This is a genomic window from Clostridium folliculivorans, assembly GCF_024341905.1.
Lineage (GTDB): Bacteria > Bacillota > Clostridia > Clostridiales > Clostridiaceae > Clostridium_AR > Clostridium_AR folliculivorans.
Genome location: NZ_BQXY01000008.1, coordinates 135,202 through 155,350, shown reverse-complemented (window position 1 = coordinate 155,350; position 20,149 = coordinate 135,202). Strand labels below are relative to the sequence as shown.

Here is a 20,149-nt window from a genome sequence, read left to right as displayed (position 1 = left end):
AATAACTTTCCCTACATGTACAACTCCTGATAGATTATCTGGAATTGAGTCTATACTTAGAGCCTTAAGTATTTTATGTCTCCAATAAAAAGCTGTCCCAATACTTATATTTAGCTTCTCAGCGCAAAACTTTAAGGTTTTATTTTCGGTCATTAATTCAGTAAATTCCATCCAGGTTCTAGTATTCTTCTTTGAATAACTCCACAATGAATTAGTTGCACGTGAGAAAGTTTTATCACACACTTTGCATTTATATCTTTGGATTCCATTATAAAAACCATATTTAATATGCCACTTTGACCCACAAATTGGGCAAGATCCTACAACTCTATCTTTATAAAAATCTCTTTTTATAACATCATTAGTATGCAAATCAAACTTTTTTAATTCAACATCGTGCTGTAGCAAAAGGAACACCTCACTATGAAAATTTAATAATTAAGCTATCCTCTTAATGCTTGCCACATATTCATGTTTTTAATCATTACCAACATTTATTTAACAAATAATTTTATACTAAAAAAACTCATTGAAGTTATCTTCTTCAATAAGTTTTTTTGAGCATAAGCCTTTTTTAAACATAAGTTTAAGATATTCTTTCAATAGGATAAGTTTTATTAATAAAGATATTGAGATAATGATACTTAAAGTGATCAAATTAAAATGACTGAAAAACTTAGTGGTTTTTCAGTCATTTTAATAATATATGTTTAAAAAATCTAGCTTTCAATGTAAGCCTAGGAAGTAACCTAATAAAAACTTCTTCTAATCTACTTAACTTCCACCAGCTCATAGCTTTGACTTCCAAGTCCTATCTTCTCAGCATAATCTAGTGTATATCTTCCCCTTCTAAATACAGTTTTCCCATTGTCTCTGTCAACAACATCAAGACATGCCTTATCTATGGCTACAGGATCAGTAGAAGCAAACACTCCTACATCATTTACAATTGGTTTCATGCTATGTCCTTCACAATCACAATTCTTTGTTATGTTAAATGCAAAGGTTATATAGATATTAGCTTTATCTTTAGCTGCTGCATAAGCATACTCAGAAAGTCTTTCATTAAAGGATTTAGATATAGATGCCATCCAGCTATTTGATATAGCTCCATATGGGCATATAGCCATACAGGAAGCGCATCCTACACATTTATCCTTATCTATCTTTGCTTTTTTATCCACAGTTATGGCACTTTCTGGACACCTTTTTGCACAAGCTTTACAAGACTTACACTTTAAGTAACTAATTTTAGGTATGGAGTTTGCATGTTGCGCAAGCTTTCCACCTCTTGCAGCACATCCCATTCCTAGCTGCTTTATAGCTCCTCCAAATCCAGCTAACGCATGGCCTTTAAAGTGGCTCATTATGATAAGCTGCTTTTTATCTGCAATTTCTTTTCCTACTTTACACTTGTTGAAGTTCTTCTTATTTATTTCAACCTCGGAATACGCTTCTCCATGTTCGCCATCAGCAATTATTATTGGAAGCTCTGTAAAGCCATGTTCCTTTGCTAGATTTATGTGTTTTTCTCTAGTAGTTCTTTCCCCTCTATATAACACGTTAGTCTCTATAAAAGCACTCTCGATACTTTTTTCTTTTAGATATTCTATTACTCCAGCATAATTCTTTGACTGAATAAAAGTGTTGTTCCCCTTTTCTCCAAAGTGCACCTTAAGTGGTATGAATTTTTCTAAAGTAACATTTTCCTCTTCTACTAATTTAGTTAAAAGTTCTCTAGCAGTACTACTTATCTCCTCTGTCTTAGAATAAGAATCCACTGCTTTAAAATAAACCTTTGCCATAGCTTTTCCCTCCATCTTTACTACTCACATAAATTTTATATTTGCAAATTACGCTATGCATACTATATTTCAACAATTATCTATTAAACACTTTACTATCGAAAATTTTATCTACTCTTTATCCCTTAGAAGCTTATCTAAATATACTGATTTCATCTGCTTGCTTGCCATAGCTCTCTTAAGTGGCGGAAGTTTTAGAATAGATGAAAAAACTGCTGCCATAGCTCTATGACTAAATAATGCTTTATTATCAAAAAGAAGTTCACTTAGTTGCCCCTTTTCAATAGCCTGCAGAACTATTCTATGAGTAGTATTAGCTGGAGTTATTATCTCTTTACCCCTGTGCTTAAGGTATATGCTCTTTTTAGGACAGTTTCTAACACATACTCCACAGCCAAGGCATATCCCCTCATCAACTTTTGCTTTTTTAGTTATAGGATCAACTTTTATAGCTTCTATAGGACATACCTTGGAACACTTACCACAACCTACACAGCTTTCGTCGGTTACCTGAGGCAAAAACGCTGTAGTTTGAATAGGTGCCATGTATCCAAACTTTTTAACAGCAAGCATTCCTTCACAGCAGCAGCCACAACAATTACACATAAATACAGAACCATTTCTAACATTTTCACCACACTGTACTAAATTATGTTCATATGCCATATTTAATATGTCTAGTCCTTCTGATGCATCTATAGTTCTAGCATATCCATTTTTACTCAAGGTATGGGCTGTATTGCCAAGCGTTATACAAGTCTCCATAGGTGCATCACAATTTTCTCCTAAATGCTGCATCTTATGTCTACAAAAACACATACTTACAGCAATATGTTTAGCTTCTTTAATCACATTACTAGCTCTATCATAATCCATTATCTCAAGCTCGTTCTGTCTTGAAAGAACTCCTTCTTGAACAAAGACCTTTCCAAATCTAGTTTCAGTACCTAAAAATAAATCCTTAATAAAGTCTTCTTCTACATTAAGATATTGGTAGTACAGCTCCGATAAAGTTTTCTGATCGATATCATCCCTAGTTCTCATAAGCGAAAACTCAAAAAAACCAATCATAGGAGGTGGTAAGCAATATTCTTTTTTACCATCAAAATCAATATCCATGATTATAGCCTTGGAAGCTAACTTTTCAAGAATATTTTGAGTTTCAACTTCACTCATCTTCCATATTTGACTTGCTGTTTTTAATGTAAATGGCTTTATTGGAAGCATAGCAACTAATTCCGCTTCTTTTTCAGTAAAAAGCATACTTAATATTTTATAAAGAGTTTTTGATGGTGGAGCTCCCTGGGGAAATCTATTAATTCTTTCTTCTAACATCTTGTAAGCGTTTTTATTTGAAATATGAGACATAATTCCACAACCTTTCTAAAGATGATTACATAATCTCCAAATCTTCGCTGGATTATTAGTATAATTTTAAAGATATAAATTTAATTTGAAGGATTAATCTAGTATATACCTAATATTTTTGTACTCATTAGTTCAATTCTACATTTCTACATATTACAAGTCAAAGAAAAAATATGAAAAAGGTATATATAAATTATAGAATTACTAATTTATATATACCTTGTCTTTAATTATTATTTTGCACTATGTTAAAGATTAATATTTAAGTTAAAGTTTTAACTCTGATTTTAAACACAGCACTTTCATGCTACTTATTTTTAAGGATTGTCTTTGAAGTTGTTAGTCTGTTTTTCTAAATATACTCAATTAAGGTTCCTTCTTTAGATTTCACAATTGTGCCAGTATTAAAGCCTACAATTTCATGATTATTAAGCTCTGATAACACTAACATCGTAGTATCATCTAAGTTTTTCTTCTTTAGCAGTTCTCTGTCAAAGCTTAGAAGAAGATCGCCTTTCTTTATAGTTTTACCTTCTTCACAGTATAGCTCAAAACCCTCACCATTTAGATTTACTGTGTCAATTCCAACATGAATCAGCATCTCTACTCCATCCGAGGTCTTAATACCAACTGCATGCTTACTCTCTTTCATAACTGCAACTATAGTTCCATCGCAAGGAGCAAACACTTTATCATCGCTAGGTTTTATAGCAATACCCTCACCCATCATTTTTTGTGAGAAAACCTCATCTTTTACTTCACTTAAATCTACACTTATGCCATCAGCAAAGGCATAAAGTATTTTTGTTTTCTTTTTAAATAAATTCTTAAACATATTAATCTCTACTTCAATTCTGGCCAGTAGCCTTTATTTGCTTCTATAAGATCATCAAGTAATAGCTTGGCAACTCTAGCACTTGGTATAGTCTTAGACAAGGTAAGAGCTTGCCATAATTTTTGATAACTATTTTCTATCCATGCTTCCACAACTAACTTTTCTACTGATACTTGTTGTTCCATTAGTCCCTTTTGGAATTGTGGTATCTCTCCTTGAGTTAACGGTTCTGGTCCATCACTACCTACAATACATGGAACCTCAACCATAGCAGTAGGATCAAAATTTGCTATAGCTCCCTTATTTTCAACTATGCACAGCATTCTTTCATGGGTATTGTACGCTATTGCTCTAGCTAAATCTACTATAAATGTAGCATGTGCATCAATATGGAACTCTCCACCTTTAGCTGTTCCTGCCTTAACTATATCTCTTGCAGCACTAAATACGCTCTTTTCTCTACCATCCATAACTTCATTTGCTCTAGAATATTCTGCATTGGAATGTTCTACAACATAATCTGGATATAGATAATATTTAAGATAAGTATTAGGTAAAAAGCTTGGATCTACCGCTAGTAAGTCTTTCGCTTTTTTATGAGTTTCCTGCCAACTTGGATCTGTATGCTGTGTTTCTACCTCTTTTACTGTAAGATATCCATTTTCAGCAACATATGCTTTTATTCTCTCTGTTAGATCATTTCCCTGTTTATCTTTAACGCTAGTCCACCATCCAAAGTGATTTAATCCAAAGTACTTAACTTCTAAATCACTTGGTTCTAAATCCACGATGCCTGCCATACGACGAAGGGTTCCTACTGGCATATCACAGATATTTAATACTTTCGAATTTGGCTTTAATCTTCTGCAAGCTTCTGCAACTATGGAAGCTGGATTAGAGTAATTTAACATCCAGCAATCTGGCGAATATTTTTCCATAAGATCAATTAATTCCAACATTCCACCTATACTTCTCATTCCATAAGCAATTCCTCCTGGACCACAGGTTTCCTGACCAACTACTCCATATTTAAGAGGAATCTTTTCATCTTTTTCACGCATTTCGTATTTTCCAACTCTAATATGAGCCATGCAGAAATCAACATCTGTAAAAGCTTCTTGTGGATCAGTTGTATAAGAAAACTCAATCTCTGGATCATTTTCTTTTAATACTATTTCTAAAGCTTCCCCAATAATACCTTGGCGCTCACCATCATTATCGTAAAGTTTTAATTTTCTAATTGGAAAACGGTGTAGATTGTCTAGTAGCATCATAACTATTCCTGGAGTGAAAGTACTTCCTCCTCCTGCAATAACAATAGAATGTTTTTTCATATATATTACCTCTTCCTTTTATTTTCTGAATTAGGTGTAAAATTATTATTAAGATTTATTGATCTTTATTAGAGATACTATGTTAACAGGCTATTCTCCAACAATCCCCAATGCTTCATCTACTATGGATCTGATTCTAGTTACATGTAATCCATAGATAACCTGAACATTTTCTCCCTTTATGACTACTCCTGTTGCACCTGTTCCTTTTAAAGTATTTTGATCAACCTTCGAGGTATCTTCAAGAATCAATCTTAACCTAGTAAAACAGTTATCTACCTTTTTAATATTGTCTTTACCACCTAAAGCTTCTATAATTACCAAAGCTTCATTTGATTGATAATTCCCTTCAGTTCCTTGCTCAACTGAATTTTTTTCTTTGTAATCTTTCTTACTATAAAGCTTAACTTCTTCAGTACTGTCTTCTCTTCCAGTAGTCTTTAAGTTAAGTTTAACTATCAAGAATCTAAATATTACGTAGTAAACTGCAAATTGTACTATACCTACCAAAACAAACATTGGCCAATGTGTCTTCTCTATCCCTAAAGGTAAGTTATATAATAAGAAGTCTATAAGTCCATTTGGCCCTATTGCTCTTACATTTAATATATTTAAAGCTACCATTCCAAGTCCACTTAGTACTGCATGCACTCCAAATAGTAATGGTGCTGTGAATAAGAATGAGAACTCAATTGGTTCAGTTACTCCAGCTATTACTGATGTTACCACTGCTGGTATAAGTATTGCTTTAACTTTATTCTTCTTGTCAGCATCAGCAGTATGATAAATAGCTAAGCAAGCTCCAACTAATCCAAACATTTTTGATAATCCTCTAGCATCCCATATAACTGTACCAGACAAAACCTTTATTGAAGGGTCTGCTATTTGTGCAAAATAGATGTTTCTTGCTCCTTCGATTACCTTTCCTCCTATGGTTTCTACTCCTCCAAGCTGACTATAAAGGAATGGAGTATAAACTAAGTGATGTAATCCTGTTGGTATTAAAAGTCTTTCAAGCATTCCATACATAAATATTCCGAAGTTACCACTCTTTTGTATATAGTAGCCTAAGCTTGAAATTACCCATTGTACTGATGGCCAAACATATGAAAGTACAACTGCTAGTATAACTACTACTGGAATAAGTATTAAAAATACTAATCTTGAACCACCATATATTTGGAAAGCTCCTTCAAATTCTTTCTTGCAATACTTATTGTGAACATAAGCTACTACAATACCTAAAATTATTCCTAAGAAAACTCCCATGTCCAAAACTTGAGTTCCAAGAACCACCGCTTGACCAGAACCTCTTAACTTATCAGCAGCTACTAGCTTACCTGATAAACTAAGGAATATATTCATTGCATTATTAAATATTAAATAAACTAAAACTGATGTGAACCCTGATTCTGCTTTTTTCTCTTTTGCAAGACCTACTGCTAAACCTACGCAAAAGATTATTCCAAGATTTGATAGTATAGGAACTAATGAACCAGACAGTATCTTACCAAATCCAAAGATTAAATTATTTTTTAGGAATGGTGCGTATTCTGCTAACTTAGCATTTGTTAAAATATTTCCGAAAGCTATTAGTATACCTACGATTGGAAGTATTAGTACGGGAATGAACATAGCTTTTGAAAATCTTTGCATTGCATTCATGATCTTGTCCTTCATATTCTCCACCTCTTAAATTATTTTTTCTCTCTCTTACAGTGATTATTATATATACGTTTTCATTTTTTTGAAATGGATTGCAAGCACTAAGAAACCTGTTAGCATAAAAGATAACAGGTTTCTCAAATTTAGCGCATCTATAGATTTTTTATTGTTTTTTAATATTTGTTTCTTCATAATATCTATAAATTAAGTATTCCATGAACATAAGCATATTAGCGAAAAAGGAATTGGGAAGCATATTGCTGTCATCTAATTTATGCATATCAAATATCTTAAAAGAAACATCTGAAAGTTCTGAGATACTATTTTCAACTTCTTTAGTAAAAGAAACAACTACTTTATTTTTCTTTTTTGCTACTTCAACCTTATCTAATACCTCTTTAGTCTCTCCTGATTTAGATATTACTATTAGCATTTCCATATCTTCTAGATTATTCTCAAAACTTCCTATAGAATCTATTAATATACTTTTTATCCCTATCCCTAACATCTTTTTATTGAAGTACTCCCCAGCTATCTTAGAATAACCTCTTGCATATATAAATATATACTTCTTTGTTCCGCCTGTTAATAATTCAATAAACTTGTTTACATGTTCTTCTTCAATGTACTTAAATAAAAAATTAATATCTGTACCTATTAGAGCTTCAGATTTCTCCACAGTTCCTGTATTCTTATTACTTACAAGTGGTATTATATTGTAGACCATATCTATGAATCCGGTGAACCCTAATTTCTTTGAAAGCCTCATAATTGTGGATGTAGAAGTATAGTTTTCACCAGCTACCCCTCTTACCCCTATATCCATAACATTATCAATATTATCAATTATATATTCAAGTACTTGCTCCTCTAAAGCAGTAATTTTTTTATTATTAACTATTTTACTTAGATCAGCTTTCATCTTTCAACCTTCCCCTAACAAAGATATTAAACATACACAGTTCTAAATATCTCCTAATGAATTTATATTTTAACTTATATATATAAACTACTTCAGTCTTTAGATTTTAAGTTATATATGTACTATATTATCAGTATTCTTTATCAAATAAAATAATATTGTTAAAGATGTGTCTCTTCAAGCTGAAAATATAACTTTTATAACATAATTACTATTACTAATCGCAAGCAAAGTTATTTTAGGTAATTTATAAAATCAATGTTGACAGTGTAAACTTCAACGTTGTATAATTATTTTATAAAGTTTACAGTGTTAACTTATATATCAGGAGGAAGTTTATGGAAATTTTAATGGTAAGTGATAGTTCAAATCAAACCTCACTCGGAAATGCTTTAGAAGAAGCTTTGTTAAAAGCTTTAAAAGAAAATAACTATGATTACAAACATTATAATGTTAGTGAAGCTGAAATGAAAAAATGTATAGGCTGCTTCAATTGTTGGGTAAAAACACCAGGCCTATGTATATTTGATGACATAACCCGAGATATAGCTAAAGAGGATGTAAATAGTGATCTTTATATTATTCTTAATGAAGTAAAATATGGCGGCTATAGTCCTAAGATGAAAAAAATATTGGATAGGAGTATATGCAAAATACTTCCTTTCTTTAAAGAAGTAAATGGAGAAATGCATCATGCACCACGCTATGATAGATATCCAGATTTACTTTTTGTAGGTTATGGCGAAGATATTACACCAAAAGAAGAACAGGACTTTAAAAGCTTAAATCAAGCCAATGCTATAAATTTTCAAGCTGAGAAAGCTGAAACTCAAATATGCAGACAACAGGAAGAGATTGAAGCTTCAGTTCTTATGGTATTAAATAATATTAAGAAAATAGGGGGAGAAGTGTAATGGCAAAAATATGTTTTATAAATGGAAGCCCCAGGGGGAAAAATAGTGCATCTAAAACATTTATAGATGAATTATGTAAGATAACATCAAATACTATAAAAGAAACAAATTACTTCTCACTGAATGACCAATTGGATTATGGGAAGGTTGTAGACTCAGATGCTATTGTGATTGCTTTTCCTTTATATGTTGACACCTTGCCATCTTCAGTAATTGAGTTTTTAGAAGCCCTCGAACTATTTTCTAAAAATATTACTAAACAGCCTAAAATATATGCTATCGTAAACTGCGGTTTTTTTGAAGGAATTCAAACTAAAAATGCAATGGCCCTATTTGAAAATTTCTGCCTTAAGACAGGATTCATATGGCGATTTGGGGTAGGCATAGGTGCTGGTGAATTTATGAAATTAACTAAAGATATAATTCCTATAAACAGTGATATAAAACGAGAGGTATATAATGCTTTCATTGAATTAAACGAAGATATTGTAAATAATAAACATGACTTTAAAGAAAGCCTCTTTATATCACCTAATTTTCCCAAATCTGAGTTTATCGCTTCTGCAGATAATGGTTGGGTTGAGTTTGCAAAAACCTTTTCGGTAAGTAAAGAGCAGTTATATTCCACTCCTTTAAAAAATACTTTATAGCCATAAAAAACTTCTAATCCTATTGGAATATCCAGATTTCGCTAGCTTAAAAGTTTTATACCTTTCTAAACAGTAAAAATAACCTAACTGAAGCGACCTTCTTCAGTTAGGTTTTCCAAATTTAAATCATATAAATTCTTTTAGCAATTCATTTAAATATCATGTGAGTGACACTTTAATTTCAATATAGCTTTTAGACACAAAATAAATTTATTTACTTACAGGAATATATACACTTCTCTCTCTTGGATTTAAGAAATATCCTTCTACAGTATTTATCCATTTTTTAAAATGCTCTGTTTCTAAATGTTCCTCCATTGCATCATCAGATTCATATACTTCATAAAGTAAAAACTTACTCTCATTTTCGGAATCTTGTAAGAAATCAAATGCTTTAATCCCTTTTTCTTTTATTGAATTTCTTTGATTTTCTAAAGTAGCTTCAATAAACTCTTTTACGTATTCTGGTTTAATATAAAAAGTAACGCTTTTAACTATCATCTTTCTTCACTCCTAATTAATTATTATTATTTAGTTTCAACATAATACTAAGTATAATTTAATATTAATTTTCTTTTGTGGAATACTATAACTAAGTACTATTAATCTTTATAAATGAGGTAATCATAATGTTTAATATAATACCATTTATTTTAATTGGCCTTTCAGCTGGTATACTAAGTGGACTTTTTGGAATTGGAGGCGGAGTAATAATAGTTCCCGCTCTTATTTATATTTGTAACTTTTCTCAATTAATGGCACAAGGAACTTCATTAGCTGTATTACTTCCTCCAGTAGGTCTATTGGCTTTTTTAGAATATTATAAAAAAGGTGATGTTGATATAAAAGCAGGAATAATCATCTGTATTACTGTGCTTATCGGAGGCATCCTTGGTGGCAAAATTGCGCAAGCTATCTCCCCTAATATGTTAAAGAAAGGCTTTGCACTTTTTATGCTTATAATATCCTTGAAGATGCTCTTTGGAAAATAATTAATGGATTCTTGGCGTGTTACTTTCCAAGAATTTATTAATTTTTAACTATCTTATATTGATATTAATATTTTTTAATTTTAATCTCCGTGTGTTTAAAGCTATTTATATAACATTTATATATTATATTTTCCTTTTTACCATTATAATCTTTAGACCCTATTGTTATCTTCCTTAAGTAATTGAACTATTTTACAAATATTCTCTTTAGCCCAATCGTAACATCCATAATCCTCATAGTTTCTATAATCACATTCTAGAACTTGTACCAAGAATAAATACAAGTCATACCACTTAATTCTAAGCTTTTGAATATCTGATAGTGTTTCAATACCATAGCCGCTAAAAAATTCTTTATTATGATTATGAGTTCTAAAACCAACTTCCATTAATTCATCAGCCCAAAGGCATCTTTCAAAGTCAATCAATCCAGTTATTTGACCATCATTAATGAAAATATTACCTGCCCACAAATCCCAATGTACTAGTTTTGGTACTTTTACTTCTTCAAAAGCTTTTATATCTCTTTGAAACAGTTGTTTTATTACCTCAGGTTTTACTCCAATATCAATATTGAATACTTTTGCATCACTTATAGTATCATTAATCATATCAAAAAACACCTTAGACCACTCAAACCCTTGCTTATCTTCTTGTCCATAGTACCCAAACTTATTACCTTTTATGCTATTTATTTCTGCATTAAGCACCGCTGTTTTATAGTTAATATTTCTTATATTTTCTTCATCAAGTTTTTCTCGAACTGAATTTAAGCTTTCTCCATCAAGCTTGGACATAAAGAAGTAATCAGTTTCACAAAGTTCATGACTGTTATCATAATAAAGCACTTCTGCTATTGGTATACTAGTCTTAAGTTTAATAAGTTTCATAACTTCTACTTCTGTTTTCATTATATTTTTTTCATGTGTCATTACCAAAGCATCTTTTGGCGGCGCAATTTTTAGTATAACTTGTCTTTCATCAGATAAAATCACCATATAAGCCACGTTGAAGAAGCCTTCTTTTAACTCTATTACTTCTAAAGCCTCCACTCCTTTGAATGCTCTCTTGACCATATTGCTTATCGTTTTGTGAGATTGTTTATTTTTTGTTGAAATCTCCATTTTAAATTCTCCCTATTTTTTCTCAAACCCCTTAAATCTCTTCAGAATAAATTCATAGCTTAAATGTATATGAATTCCAAACTTACCCTATTATATATTTATCATATATCTAAAAAAACATAAAGAAAAAAACCTAATAATGTTGCAAAACATTATTAAGGTTTTATAAATACTACTTTATATTATAGCGTTGCTAAAGCATATCTTTATACTTTCTTTCCCCATACTGCAACACCATATTGATCTTTTCCTGTTATAGTTATAGTTGGCTCATCTAACTGCCAGTCCCAGGCAGCAGTTATTTTATATACCTCTATGATATTTCCATAGGTAACTGATATTGTCGTATCATCTATATACTCCCATTGGCCTTTAATCGAACAACATTCAAAGGATCCATCTTCAGATAAAATCATAGGTACAGAGTTTAACACTCCTTGAGGAATGGAAGGTACAAGTTTAATTCTTTCATATTCACCAACAATAAGCTCTCTTCCTATTGGCTGAGTTATTTCACCCGCATAGGGTTCTGGATTTAAAACTGGCCATCCATCTGGTGTCCAAAACATCTTATAAACATGCATTGTTGAAATTTGAGGAGTTTTAAAGTCATGTTCTCTTATATGACATATAAGATACCATTGATTATCAAAATCTCTCAAAACTGAATTATGTCCTGGTCCCATATACCCTTGTCCATCACTAAAATGATATCCACAGGCAATCATATAACCAATTTCATTCTTGAAGTCCTCTAAATCTGTCATATCTCTTCTATTTGTATCATAGTAAGGTCCCATTACAGATTTACTTCTTCCAACTCTTATATTGTAATCACTTTTTAAAGAACCATAGGAAACAAAAAGATAATAGTATCCAGTATCAGGATTATATTTTACATATGGCCCTTCAATTGAGAAATCAAACCACTTTGGACGACGAGCAATACATCTACCAATGCCTTCTTCTGCAGCAAGTCCAGTTTCAGGGTCTAGTTTTATAATATGACATCCACCCCAAAAAGATCCATAAACCATATATTGCTGTCCAGTTTCTTCATCTATTATTAAATTAGCATCTATTGCATTTATAGGCATATCCTCACTAGTTTTCAGTACACAACCTCTAGGAATAAAAGGACCTTCCGCATTATCTGATACTGCAAGAAATATACAAGACTGACGTACTCCCCATGTAGAGTTAGAACAGTACAATCTATACTCATCCTCAACTTTTATAATATCTGGAGCCCAAATTCCAGTGTCTCCAACCCACTCTATAGATTCCTTTGGAGGATTTTCAACTACCTTACCTATGGTTTCCCAAGTAATCATATCTGCGGATTTCCTTGCAATAGCACCTGTACAATAAGTGTAGTAGTTACCCGACAATGGATCATGATAAATAGCTGGATCATGTGCTCCCCATAAACTAAACTTATTTTGTTCTTTTGGTCCTTCCTCAGGTTTAAACACAGGTTTAGCTACAGGGATTGGTGGTTTACTTGGAAATTTTATATTACAATTTTTAAATTTAGCCATTACTCTCCTCCTAATCAATTTTAAAAATAGTTTTGATTTAATATTAATTAAAATGAATATTATATTTTTTCATCTCATCTTTTTCATTTATATACTACTATACAACTGTCAAGCTCTATAACCTTAAGCTTACAATCTACTAAATTCGTGCTTAGTTTTAAAATTCTTTCTATATATCTTCTTTCTCAATATACCATGTAGCTTAATATATATCAATATTCATTTTAGTAAATATTAAACTAATTAATATAAATATCAATTAATTATAGACTAGAAAAGAGATCAATAATTATTTACCACCTTAAAGGTTAAAATCTTATATTTTTTAAATAATAAAAAAGCATCACTTTCAGTGATGCATTAACACCTAAACATATTTAAGTAACTATTAATAATAAATTCATTTCTACTCTTTTCCTCCCGAGTTAGTAAGTCCCTTAACAAAATTCCTTTGAAGCAGGAAGAATATCAAAATTGATGGTAAGGACAATATCATAACCCCTGCCATAACCTGATCTGATGCTTGAAAATATTGACCATAGAAGGAGTTAAGCCCAACCGGTAGTGTATACATTTCAGTAGATTGAGCAAGTAGACTTGGCCATAAAAAACTGTTCCAATTTCCTGTGAACATTAATATAAATTGAGTGGTTAAAGCTGTCTTTGACATTGGCATTACTATCCTAAAAAAGGTTCCGAACTTACCAAGACCATCAACCTCTGCTGCTTCTTCCACTTCTTTTGGAATACTTAAATAAAATTGTCTCATTAAAAATATTCCAAATAAACTGGTTAAAAACGGTATTGTCATTCCCTTATAAGTATTTACCCATCCTAGTTTACTTAGCAATATATAGGTAGGAACCATTACAACCTGTCCAGGAATCATCATCATTCCTAGCACTGCTAAAAACATTACATTTCTTCCTGGAAAATTAATTCTAGCTAAGGAATATCCCGCCATAGAGTTAAATAACAAGTTGCCACAAGTTACAACACCAGCTACTATGATAGAATTCATAGTCCATCTTAAAAACGGGTAATTCTTAAATACGAATATATAATTTTTAAAGGATAGAGTTTTTAGATTAACAGAAAAGTTATTAACCTCTGAAGTAGGCTTCAATGATGTAATTGCACTCCATAGGAAAGGACCTAAGGTTATAAATGCATACCCGATTAGAACTAAATAAAAAACAATTCTAATTGGTGATATAGTTTTTTTGTTTTTCATATTACTTCCCTCCTATGCACTTTCTTCTTTAAATATTGATTTTTGAACTAATGTAAGGGCAAAAATCATCGCGAACAGAACAAAGGCAATAGCACTTGCATACCCCATTCTAAAATCCTTAAAACCTTTATTGTATAGATATAATACTATTGTCATAGTTTTTCCCAAAGGACCTCCAGTTCCTCCAGAAATTATATATGCCTGATCAAAAACTTGAAGAGTTCCTATAATTGACACAACTAAATTAAAAAAGAAAGTTGGTCTTATTAAAGGCAGAGTTATCTTGAAGAATCTTTGAAAATTATTAGCACCATCTATAGTGGCTGCTTCATGTATATTGACCGGAATATCTTGAAGTCCTGATAAAAATATTATCATGTAGTTACCAACAGAAGCCCATACAGCCATTATTATTATGGCAGGAAGAGCAAAGTTTGGCTCTGAAAACCAATTCTTTGGTGCCACATGAAATATAGCTAAAAACTTATTTAAAACTCCATCTACATTGAATATAAACAAAAACATAACCGAAACTGCAACTGTTGATGTTAATGTAGGTATATAATAAGCAACCCTAAAAAAAGTCTTTCCTTTTATGTTTGAGTCAACAACTAATGCCAGTAATAACGCAATGATCAGTTGTGCTGGTACCACTGTTATTGAATATTTAATTGTATTTAATACAGCTATTCTAAAGTCAACATCTTTAAAAACATCTATATAGTTTTTAAGCCCTACATTTTTTGCCTCAAATATACTAACCCCATCAAGAAGAGAATATTCTTTAAAACTTAGAATAAAAGCCGTAACCATTGGACCTACGAAAAAAATCAAAGCTGAAATTACGAAAGGAAGTACAAAAAGCCATCCATCAATTTTTTCTCTAACTTTATATTTACTGCTATTTTTCTTAAGTGAAGTCTTTCTATTATTCTGGATTTGATGCATAAGACTCACTCCTCTCTTTTAAAAATAGGAAGCGTACAACTACGCTTCCTTATTACACTATTGTCCTATAGATGTTTTTACCTTTTCTAATGCAGTTTTAGCATCTGATTTTCCAAGTCTTACTTCAGTGCAAGCATTAGTAAGTGCATCATTTACCTTAGCATGCTCTAATCCATAAGTATAAACTGTAGCATTAGCAACCCCATCAACTAAAGCTTTTCTTTCTGGGAACTTTGAAACGTATACATCTCCTAGTGAAGTTCTAGTCGGCATAGCCAATCCACTCTCAGCCGTCATTTGTTGAGCTTCTTTTCCTGTTAAGAATTTAATTGCCTCTGCTGCTTCTTTAGCATTTTTTGTATCCTTACTCATAGAGTAAGAAACTGTGAATGCATAGTTTCCGTCATTATCACCTTTTGGCAATAAAGCAATACCGTATTTTAGGTTTGGTGCTGATTCAGCAATAGCTGGAATTAACCATCCACCTTCAAAAGTCATTGCAGCCTTTTCTTTGTAGAAAGCTTCTCCTCCCCAGCCTGCGCCTAAGGATTTAGGATCAGAACCTGTACCATCCTTAATAAAGGAGGTATAAAAATCAAGTCCTTTTATAGTGCCTTCGCTAGTTACATTTAATTTTCCGTTATCATATATTTTACTTCCTGATTGGTTTGCGAAAACTCCCCATCTAGCTACATCATCTTGAAGTGCTAATCCCTTTACCTTATCAGTTGTAAGTTTCTTTGCCGCATCTTGAAGCTCTGCCCAAGTTGTTGGTACTGAAACTCCTGCTTTTGAAAGCATATCTTTGTTATAGAATAGAGCTAAAACATTAGTATCCTTTGGAAGACCATAGGTTTTTCCGTCCTTTTGGTATCCAGCTAAAAGATTTGGCGAGAAATCTTTTAGATCTTCTTTATCTAAGTATTCATCTAGAGGTGCTAACGCTCCTTTTGATATATATGCTTGAGCTAAAGATACATCTAGATAAAACAAATCTGGTTCTGTTTTAGATGCAATCTTTGTCTGCATAGCCTGATTGTAATCTCCAGTTATTACTTGCTTCTCTAAAGTTATGTTTGGATGAGCTTTTGTAAAAGCTGCTATTTGACTATCTAATAACTTTGTTTCAGCTGGAGATGAACTCCAAACCCCTACCTTAAGTGTAACTTTTTTATTAGTGTCACTTGAACTGTTATCTTTACCGCTGTTACCACATCCAGCAAATAAACCAGTTACTATAACAGCTGCTGATACAATTGATAATAATCTTTTTCTCATAATAACATCCCCTCATAAATTCATTTTTTTATCTTAACTGACGACTCCCTCACTATTAATGTCGGCTCTATGATACTTCTTGCCGGTGACTTACCATTTATCATTTCAACTAACTGCAAAGCTGCAGTTCTTCCTATCTTATCTCTTTCTTGTCTAATAGTCGTAAGCTTTGGAGTTACATATTCACATATATTTATATCATCGAATCCAACAACAGATATGTCATCTGGGATGGAGAACCCCATTTCCTTAATACCTTCCATTGCGCCACAAGCCATTAAATCTGAAGCACAAAATATAGCAGTAATTTCCTCATGCTCACTAATGAGTTTAACTGCAGCTTCTTTTCCACCATCAAAACTAAAACCGCCATTAATAACAAGTTTTTTATCAATTAATAATCCCTGTCTTGCCAATGCTAAGTAATAACCATCTAATCTTTCATAGCTTACTTGAGCATCTTCATGTCCATTAATAAATGCTATTTTTTCGTGACCTTGCTCTATTAAATGTTCTACTGCTTTCGCGGCACCTTTTAAGTTATCTACACCTACAGAGCAGCACAAATCATTTTTGATAGAAATATCATATAAAACACATGGATACTTAAAACTCTCTAATTGTTTAAAGTATTCATCCGTCATCTTTAATCCAAGTATAAATACTCCATCCACTTGCTTTTCCTGAGGTATCTTACTTAAATTTTCTACCTTTTGTATGTCTGTAGTTGTGGATAGAATTATAGTTTCATATCCTTGCTCAGAAAGCTCTGATCTAAATGCCATGAATATCTCATAAGTTGCATAATCATCTGGCATATAATCCTCTACTATAATAGCCATACGATAATTTCTGTTAGCACTTAAACTCTTGGCAACTATATTAGGATGATATCCAAGATCTGCTGCTACCTTAAGGATATGTTCTCTTGTACTTTCACTTATGTCTTCATATTTATTAAAAGCTCTAGAAACAGTACTTATAGAAACGCCTGCTTTCTTTGCTACATCTCGAATTGTAATATTCTTTCCTTGCATAATTTTACCCCTTTATCATCGAAGATTTATCCATAAGTACTATTATAGTGCTTTTAGAACTACTTTTTAATAACTACTGTCGAATTTTTAGATATTTTATATATTCTGTCATTGACTGAAATGGAATTTTCTCCAGTAGAATATACCTCAATTACATCTTGATATATAGAAAACTGAAGCTTTGAATTTCTCCAATTAACTCCAAAGCATAATTTATCCCAATTGCTTGGTATCCAAGGTCTTAATTTTAAGTTGCCATCTAGTCCAATTGATAATCCTGCAAAACCAAAAACCACGCTTTGCCATGATCCTCCAGTGGATGCACCATGTAATCCAAAGTCAGTATTACCTTGATTATCCTCTAAATCTGTATAGACTGTTTTTATGAAATACTTATATGCATTGTTTGTATCTCCAACTGCAAGACCTAAGATTGAATACATTGATGGACTTAATGAAGATTTGTGCATAGTTCTTTTTTCATAGTACTCATAGTTTGCTTTCTTAATATCATAGGAAAATTCCTCTGGAAGCACGAGCATAAGTTGTACCACATCAGCCTGCTTAATTAGTTGAGTATCCCCTAGTCTATCAAGCTTAACTCCCTTTGGCCAAATCGGCATACTATTTTGATCATATTCTGTGATAGGTATATAATCTAAATCAAAGAAGCCTTGAAATTGTTCTATAATAGTTCCATCTTCACTTTTAGGAATATATATCTTCTTTGAAATATCTACCCACTTTTCAAAATCCTCTTCATTTACACATAACTGATTGCATAAAATCTTAAGTTTATTTTCATCTTTTCTCTTAAGCCATTCTTTAAAATAAATAGCTTTCTCAATATTCCATTTTGCAAGATAGTTTGTAAAAACATTGTTATTAACATGTTCATGAAATTCATCTGGCCCTATGACTGAGTTTATCTCATATCTGTCTTCTTCTTCGTTGTACTCAACTCTACTTTCCCAAAACTTTGCAGTATCTAAGAGCATTTCAACCCCAAAGTTTATTAGAAAACCTTCATCACATGTAACTCTAAAATATTCGGTTATTCCAAAAGCAATATCAGAATTTATATGGAACTCTTCATCACCTGTCCAAATCCTTACTGCATTACCTTCATAATCAAATCCCCATTTAGGTGTAACCTCTGTACCATCATCAGCTGCTTCCCATGGAAATCTAGCTCCTCTATATCCGCTTAACCTTGCATTTTCTCTAGCTCCATCCAAAGTATTATATCTATACATCAAAAGTGCTTTTGCTACTTTAGGCCTAGTATATATAAAGAAAGGAAGCATAAACACTTCAGTGTCCCAAAACACATGTCCTTTATACCCCTCTCCATGTAATGCCTTTGCTGCTATACTTACCTTTTCATCACCTTCATAAGCAGATGCCGCTAGCTGGAACAGATTAAAGCGTATCCCAACTTGTGCCTTATCATCTCCTTGTATTTGAATGTCTATATCCTTCCAAACTTCATCCCAAGCTTCAGAATGACTACTTTTTTCTGTCTCATACCCTTGTAGAACAAAGTTATTCAATTCTTCTAAGGCTGAATAATAGAGTTCTTCATCAGTATCTCTATCAGTATAAGTAGTTCCATACTTATAGATAACTTCAGTAGTCCCCTCTCTCATAAAGGTTTCATATACCTCTACTACCTTTTCTCCTAACTTGCTATATCTTCTCGCCTTAAATATATTGCCTTTTGAATTCTCTCCAATCAATCTAGTAAGCTCTATTATTCCTATTTTCTTATCAATGGTTTTTGTTTCTAATGCTATACCTGGTCGTATATCATAGGCTTGTATTATACTGAGATGCTTTGACCTATTCATAACATCATCAGAACTATTAGTTACACTACCGTCGATGTAATTTTCTATAAATACCTTACCACTAAAGTTTTTAGGAGTTATTTCATACTTACTTGCCCATCTATGAACATTGCTTTTACTCACATATCTTTCTGAATTAATCTCTACTGTTTTTCCTGACTTAGTAGTTACAACTAATTCTGCAGAAAGAATAGCTTCCTTCATATTAAGTACTCTTTTGAAACTATCCACCGAACATTCTTCCATGTTCACAAGTTCATTATCTATATAGATATTAAACCCTAGTGGGTCCTGACAGTTTACAATTTCAGTTACCTGAGCTTGACCTTTATCAAAGATTCCAGCTAAAAAGTTACCCTTATTTCCTATCTTTGAAAACTCTAATCTTCCTCGTAAGCCTTTGTATCCATTAGCTAGCACAAAAATGGTTTCGTATTTTTTGATATTATTTTTATTATATCCTTCTAACTCAACATTCCATAAATTCATAAATTTCAACCACCTCTTTTCGAAAACGTTTTTGTATTTTTATTATAGTTTCCGAAAGCCATTTTCTCAACTTCCTTTTGTTACCGTTTTCATTGGGTAAATTGCATTTTCTTACCATTATATCATTTTACGTCTATTTTCCTTAATATTACTCACTTTTACG

General features: G+C 32.0%; 18 protein-coding genes. 3 read left to right on the top strand and 15 right to left on the bottom strand.

The annotated features are described in order from the left end of the window. The 7 genes from OCU55_RS19325 to OCU55_RS19295 all read right to left on the bottom strand — a co-directional run. The coding region (locus tag OCU55_RS19325; protein ID WP_427847081.1) for an IS1/IS1595 family N-terminal zinc-binding domain-containing protein at window positions 1-408 on the bottom strand (408 nt) is incomplete at its 3' end. Between the two features lie 362 nt (window positions 409-770). Next, a complete protein-coding gene (locus OCU55_RS19320; RefSeq protein WP_261853929.1) occupies window positions 771-1,805 on the bottom strand; it encodes a DUF362 domain-containing protein in 1,035 nt (344 codons plus the stop codon). A gap of 111 nt (window positions 1,806-1,916) precedes the next feature. Then, window positions 1,917-3,173 carry a 4Fe-4S dicluster domain-containing protein gene (locus OCU55_RS19315; protein WP_261853928.1) on the bottom strand — a complete coding sequence of 419 codons (1,257 nt, stop codon included), beginning with the start codon at window positions 3,171-3,173 and terminating at the stop codon, window positions 1,917-1,919. 352 nt (window positions 3,174-3,525) lie between these two features. Beyond that, on the bottom strand, window positions 3,526-4,008 hold the full coding sequence (locus OCU55_RS19310; protein WP_261853927.1) for a PTS sugar transporter subunit IIA: 483 nt from the start codon (window positions 4,006-4,008) through the stop codon (window positions 3,526-3,528). 8 nt (window positions 4,009-4,016) lie between these two features. Next, window positions 4,017-5,342, bottom strand: coding sequence for a 6-phospho-alpha-glucosidase (locus OCU55_RS19305; protein WP_261853926.1), 1,326 nt, complete (start codon window positions 5,340-5,342; stop codon window positions 4,017-4,019). A 90-nt stretch (window positions 5,343-5,432) separates the two neighbouring features. Further along, a complete protein-coding gene (locus OCU55_RS19300) occupies window positions 5,433-7,022 on the bottom strand; it encodes a PTS transporter subunit EIIC (protein WP_261853925.1) in 1,590 nt (529 codons plus the stop codon). A 148-nt stretch (window positions 7,023-7,170) separates the two neighbouring features. Further along, entirely contained in the window at window positions 7,171-7,929 is a 759-nt protein-coding gene (locus tag OCU55_RS19295) for a MurR/RpiR family transcriptional regulator (protein WP_261853924.1), read from the bottom strand. A gap of 338 nt (window positions 7,930-8,267) precedes the next feature. On the opposite strand from OCU55_RS19295, the gene OCU55_RS19290 reads away from it, so the two are divergent. Then, on the top strand, window positions 8,268-8,843 hold the full coding sequence (locus OCU55_RS19290) for an NAD(P)H-dependent oxidoreductase (protein ID WP_261853923.1): 576 nt from the start codon (window positions 8,268-8,270) through the stop codon (window positions 8,841-8,843). Next, entirely contained in the window at window positions 8,843-9,493 is a 651-nt protein-coding gene (locus OCU55_RS19285; RefSeq protein ID WP_261853922.1) for a flavodoxin, read from the top strand. Before OCU55_RS19290 ends, OCU55_RS19285 begins: the two co-directional genes overlap by 1 nt. A 210-nt stretch (window positions 9,494-9,703) precedes the next feature. Here OCU55_RS19285 and OCU55_RS19280 read toward each other — a convergent pair whose 3' ends face one another. Next, window positions 9,704-9,994: a putative quinol monooxygenase gene (locus OCU55_RS19280; RefSeq protein WP_261853921.1), complete on the bottom strand. Its 291-nt coding sequence runs from the start codon at window positions 9,992-9,994 to the stop codon at window positions 9,704-9,706. Between the two features lie 128 nt (window positions 9,995-10,122). Here OCU55_RS19280 and OCU55_RS19275 point away from each other — a divergent pair, with 128 nt between their 5' ends. Next, window positions 10,123-10,485, top strand: a complete 363-nt coding sequence (locus OCU55_RS19275; RefSeq protein ID WP_261853920.1) for a sulfite exporter TauE/SafE family protein — start codon at window positions 10,123-10,125, stop codon at window positions 10,483-10,485. 152 nt (window positions 10,486-10,637) lie between these two features. Here the strand turns inward: OCU55_RS19275 and OCU55_RS19270 are convergent, their stop codons facing one another. The 7 genes from OCU55_RS19270 to OCU55_RS19240 all read right to left on the bottom strand — a co-directional run bounded on the left by OCU55_RS19270 (window position 10,638) and on the right by OCU55_RS19240 (window position 19,986). After that, window positions 10,638-11,609: a phosphotransferase family protein gene (locus OCU55_RS19270; RefSeq protein ID WP_261853919.1), complete on the bottom strand. Its 972-nt coding sequence runs from the start codon at window positions 11,607-11,609 to the stop codon at window positions 10,638-10,640. 206 nt (window positions 11,610-11,815) lie between these two features. Continuing rightward, window positions 11,816-13,150 (bottom strand): arabinan endo-1,5-alpha-L-arabinosidase, encoded by a 1,335-nt coding sequence (locus OCU55_RS19265; RefSeq protein ID WP_261853918.1) that lies wholly within the window; start codon window positions 13,148-13,150, stop codon window positions 11,816-11,818. Between the two features lie 406 nt (window positions 13,151-13,556). After that, window positions 13,557-14,384 carry a carbohydrate ABC transporter permease gene (locus tag OCU55_RS19260; RefSeq protein ID WP_261853917.1) on the bottom strand — a complete coding sequence of 276 codons (828 nt, stop codon included), beginning with the start codon at window positions 14,382-14,384 and terminating at the stop codon, window positions 13,557-13,559. 12 nt (window positions 14,385-14,396) lie between these two features. Beyond that, window positions 14,397-15,332, bottom strand: a complete 936-nt coding sequence (locus OCU55_RS19255; RefSeq protein WP_261853916.1) for a carbohydrate ABC transporter permease — start codon at window positions 15,330-15,332, stop codon at window positions 14,397-14,399. Window positions 15,333-15,389: 57 nt separating this feature from the next. Next, window positions 15,390-16,610, bottom strand: coding sequence for an ABC transporter substrate-binding protein (locus OCU55_RS19250; protein WP_261853915.1), 1,221 nt, complete (start codon window positions 16,608-16,610; stop codon window positions 15,390-15,392). A 20-nt stretch (window positions 16,611-16,630) separates the two neighbouring features. Next, window positions 16,631-17,647 (bottom strand): LacI family DNA-binding transcriptional regulator, encoded by a 1,017-nt coding sequence (locus OCU55_RS19245; protein WP_261853914.1) that lies wholly within the window; start codon window positions 17,645-17,647, stop codon window positions 16,631-16,633. A gap of 59 nt (window positions 17,648-17,706) precedes the next feature. Continuing rightward, window positions 17,707-19,986 carry a glycoside hydrolase family 65 protein gene (locus tag OCU55_RS19240; protein WP_261853913.1) on the bottom strand — a complete coding sequence of 760 codons (2,280 nt, stop codon included), beginning with the start codon at window positions 19,984-19,986 and terminating at the stop codon, window positions 17,707-17,709. Between the last annotated feature and the right edge of the window lie 163 nt (window positions 19,987-20,149).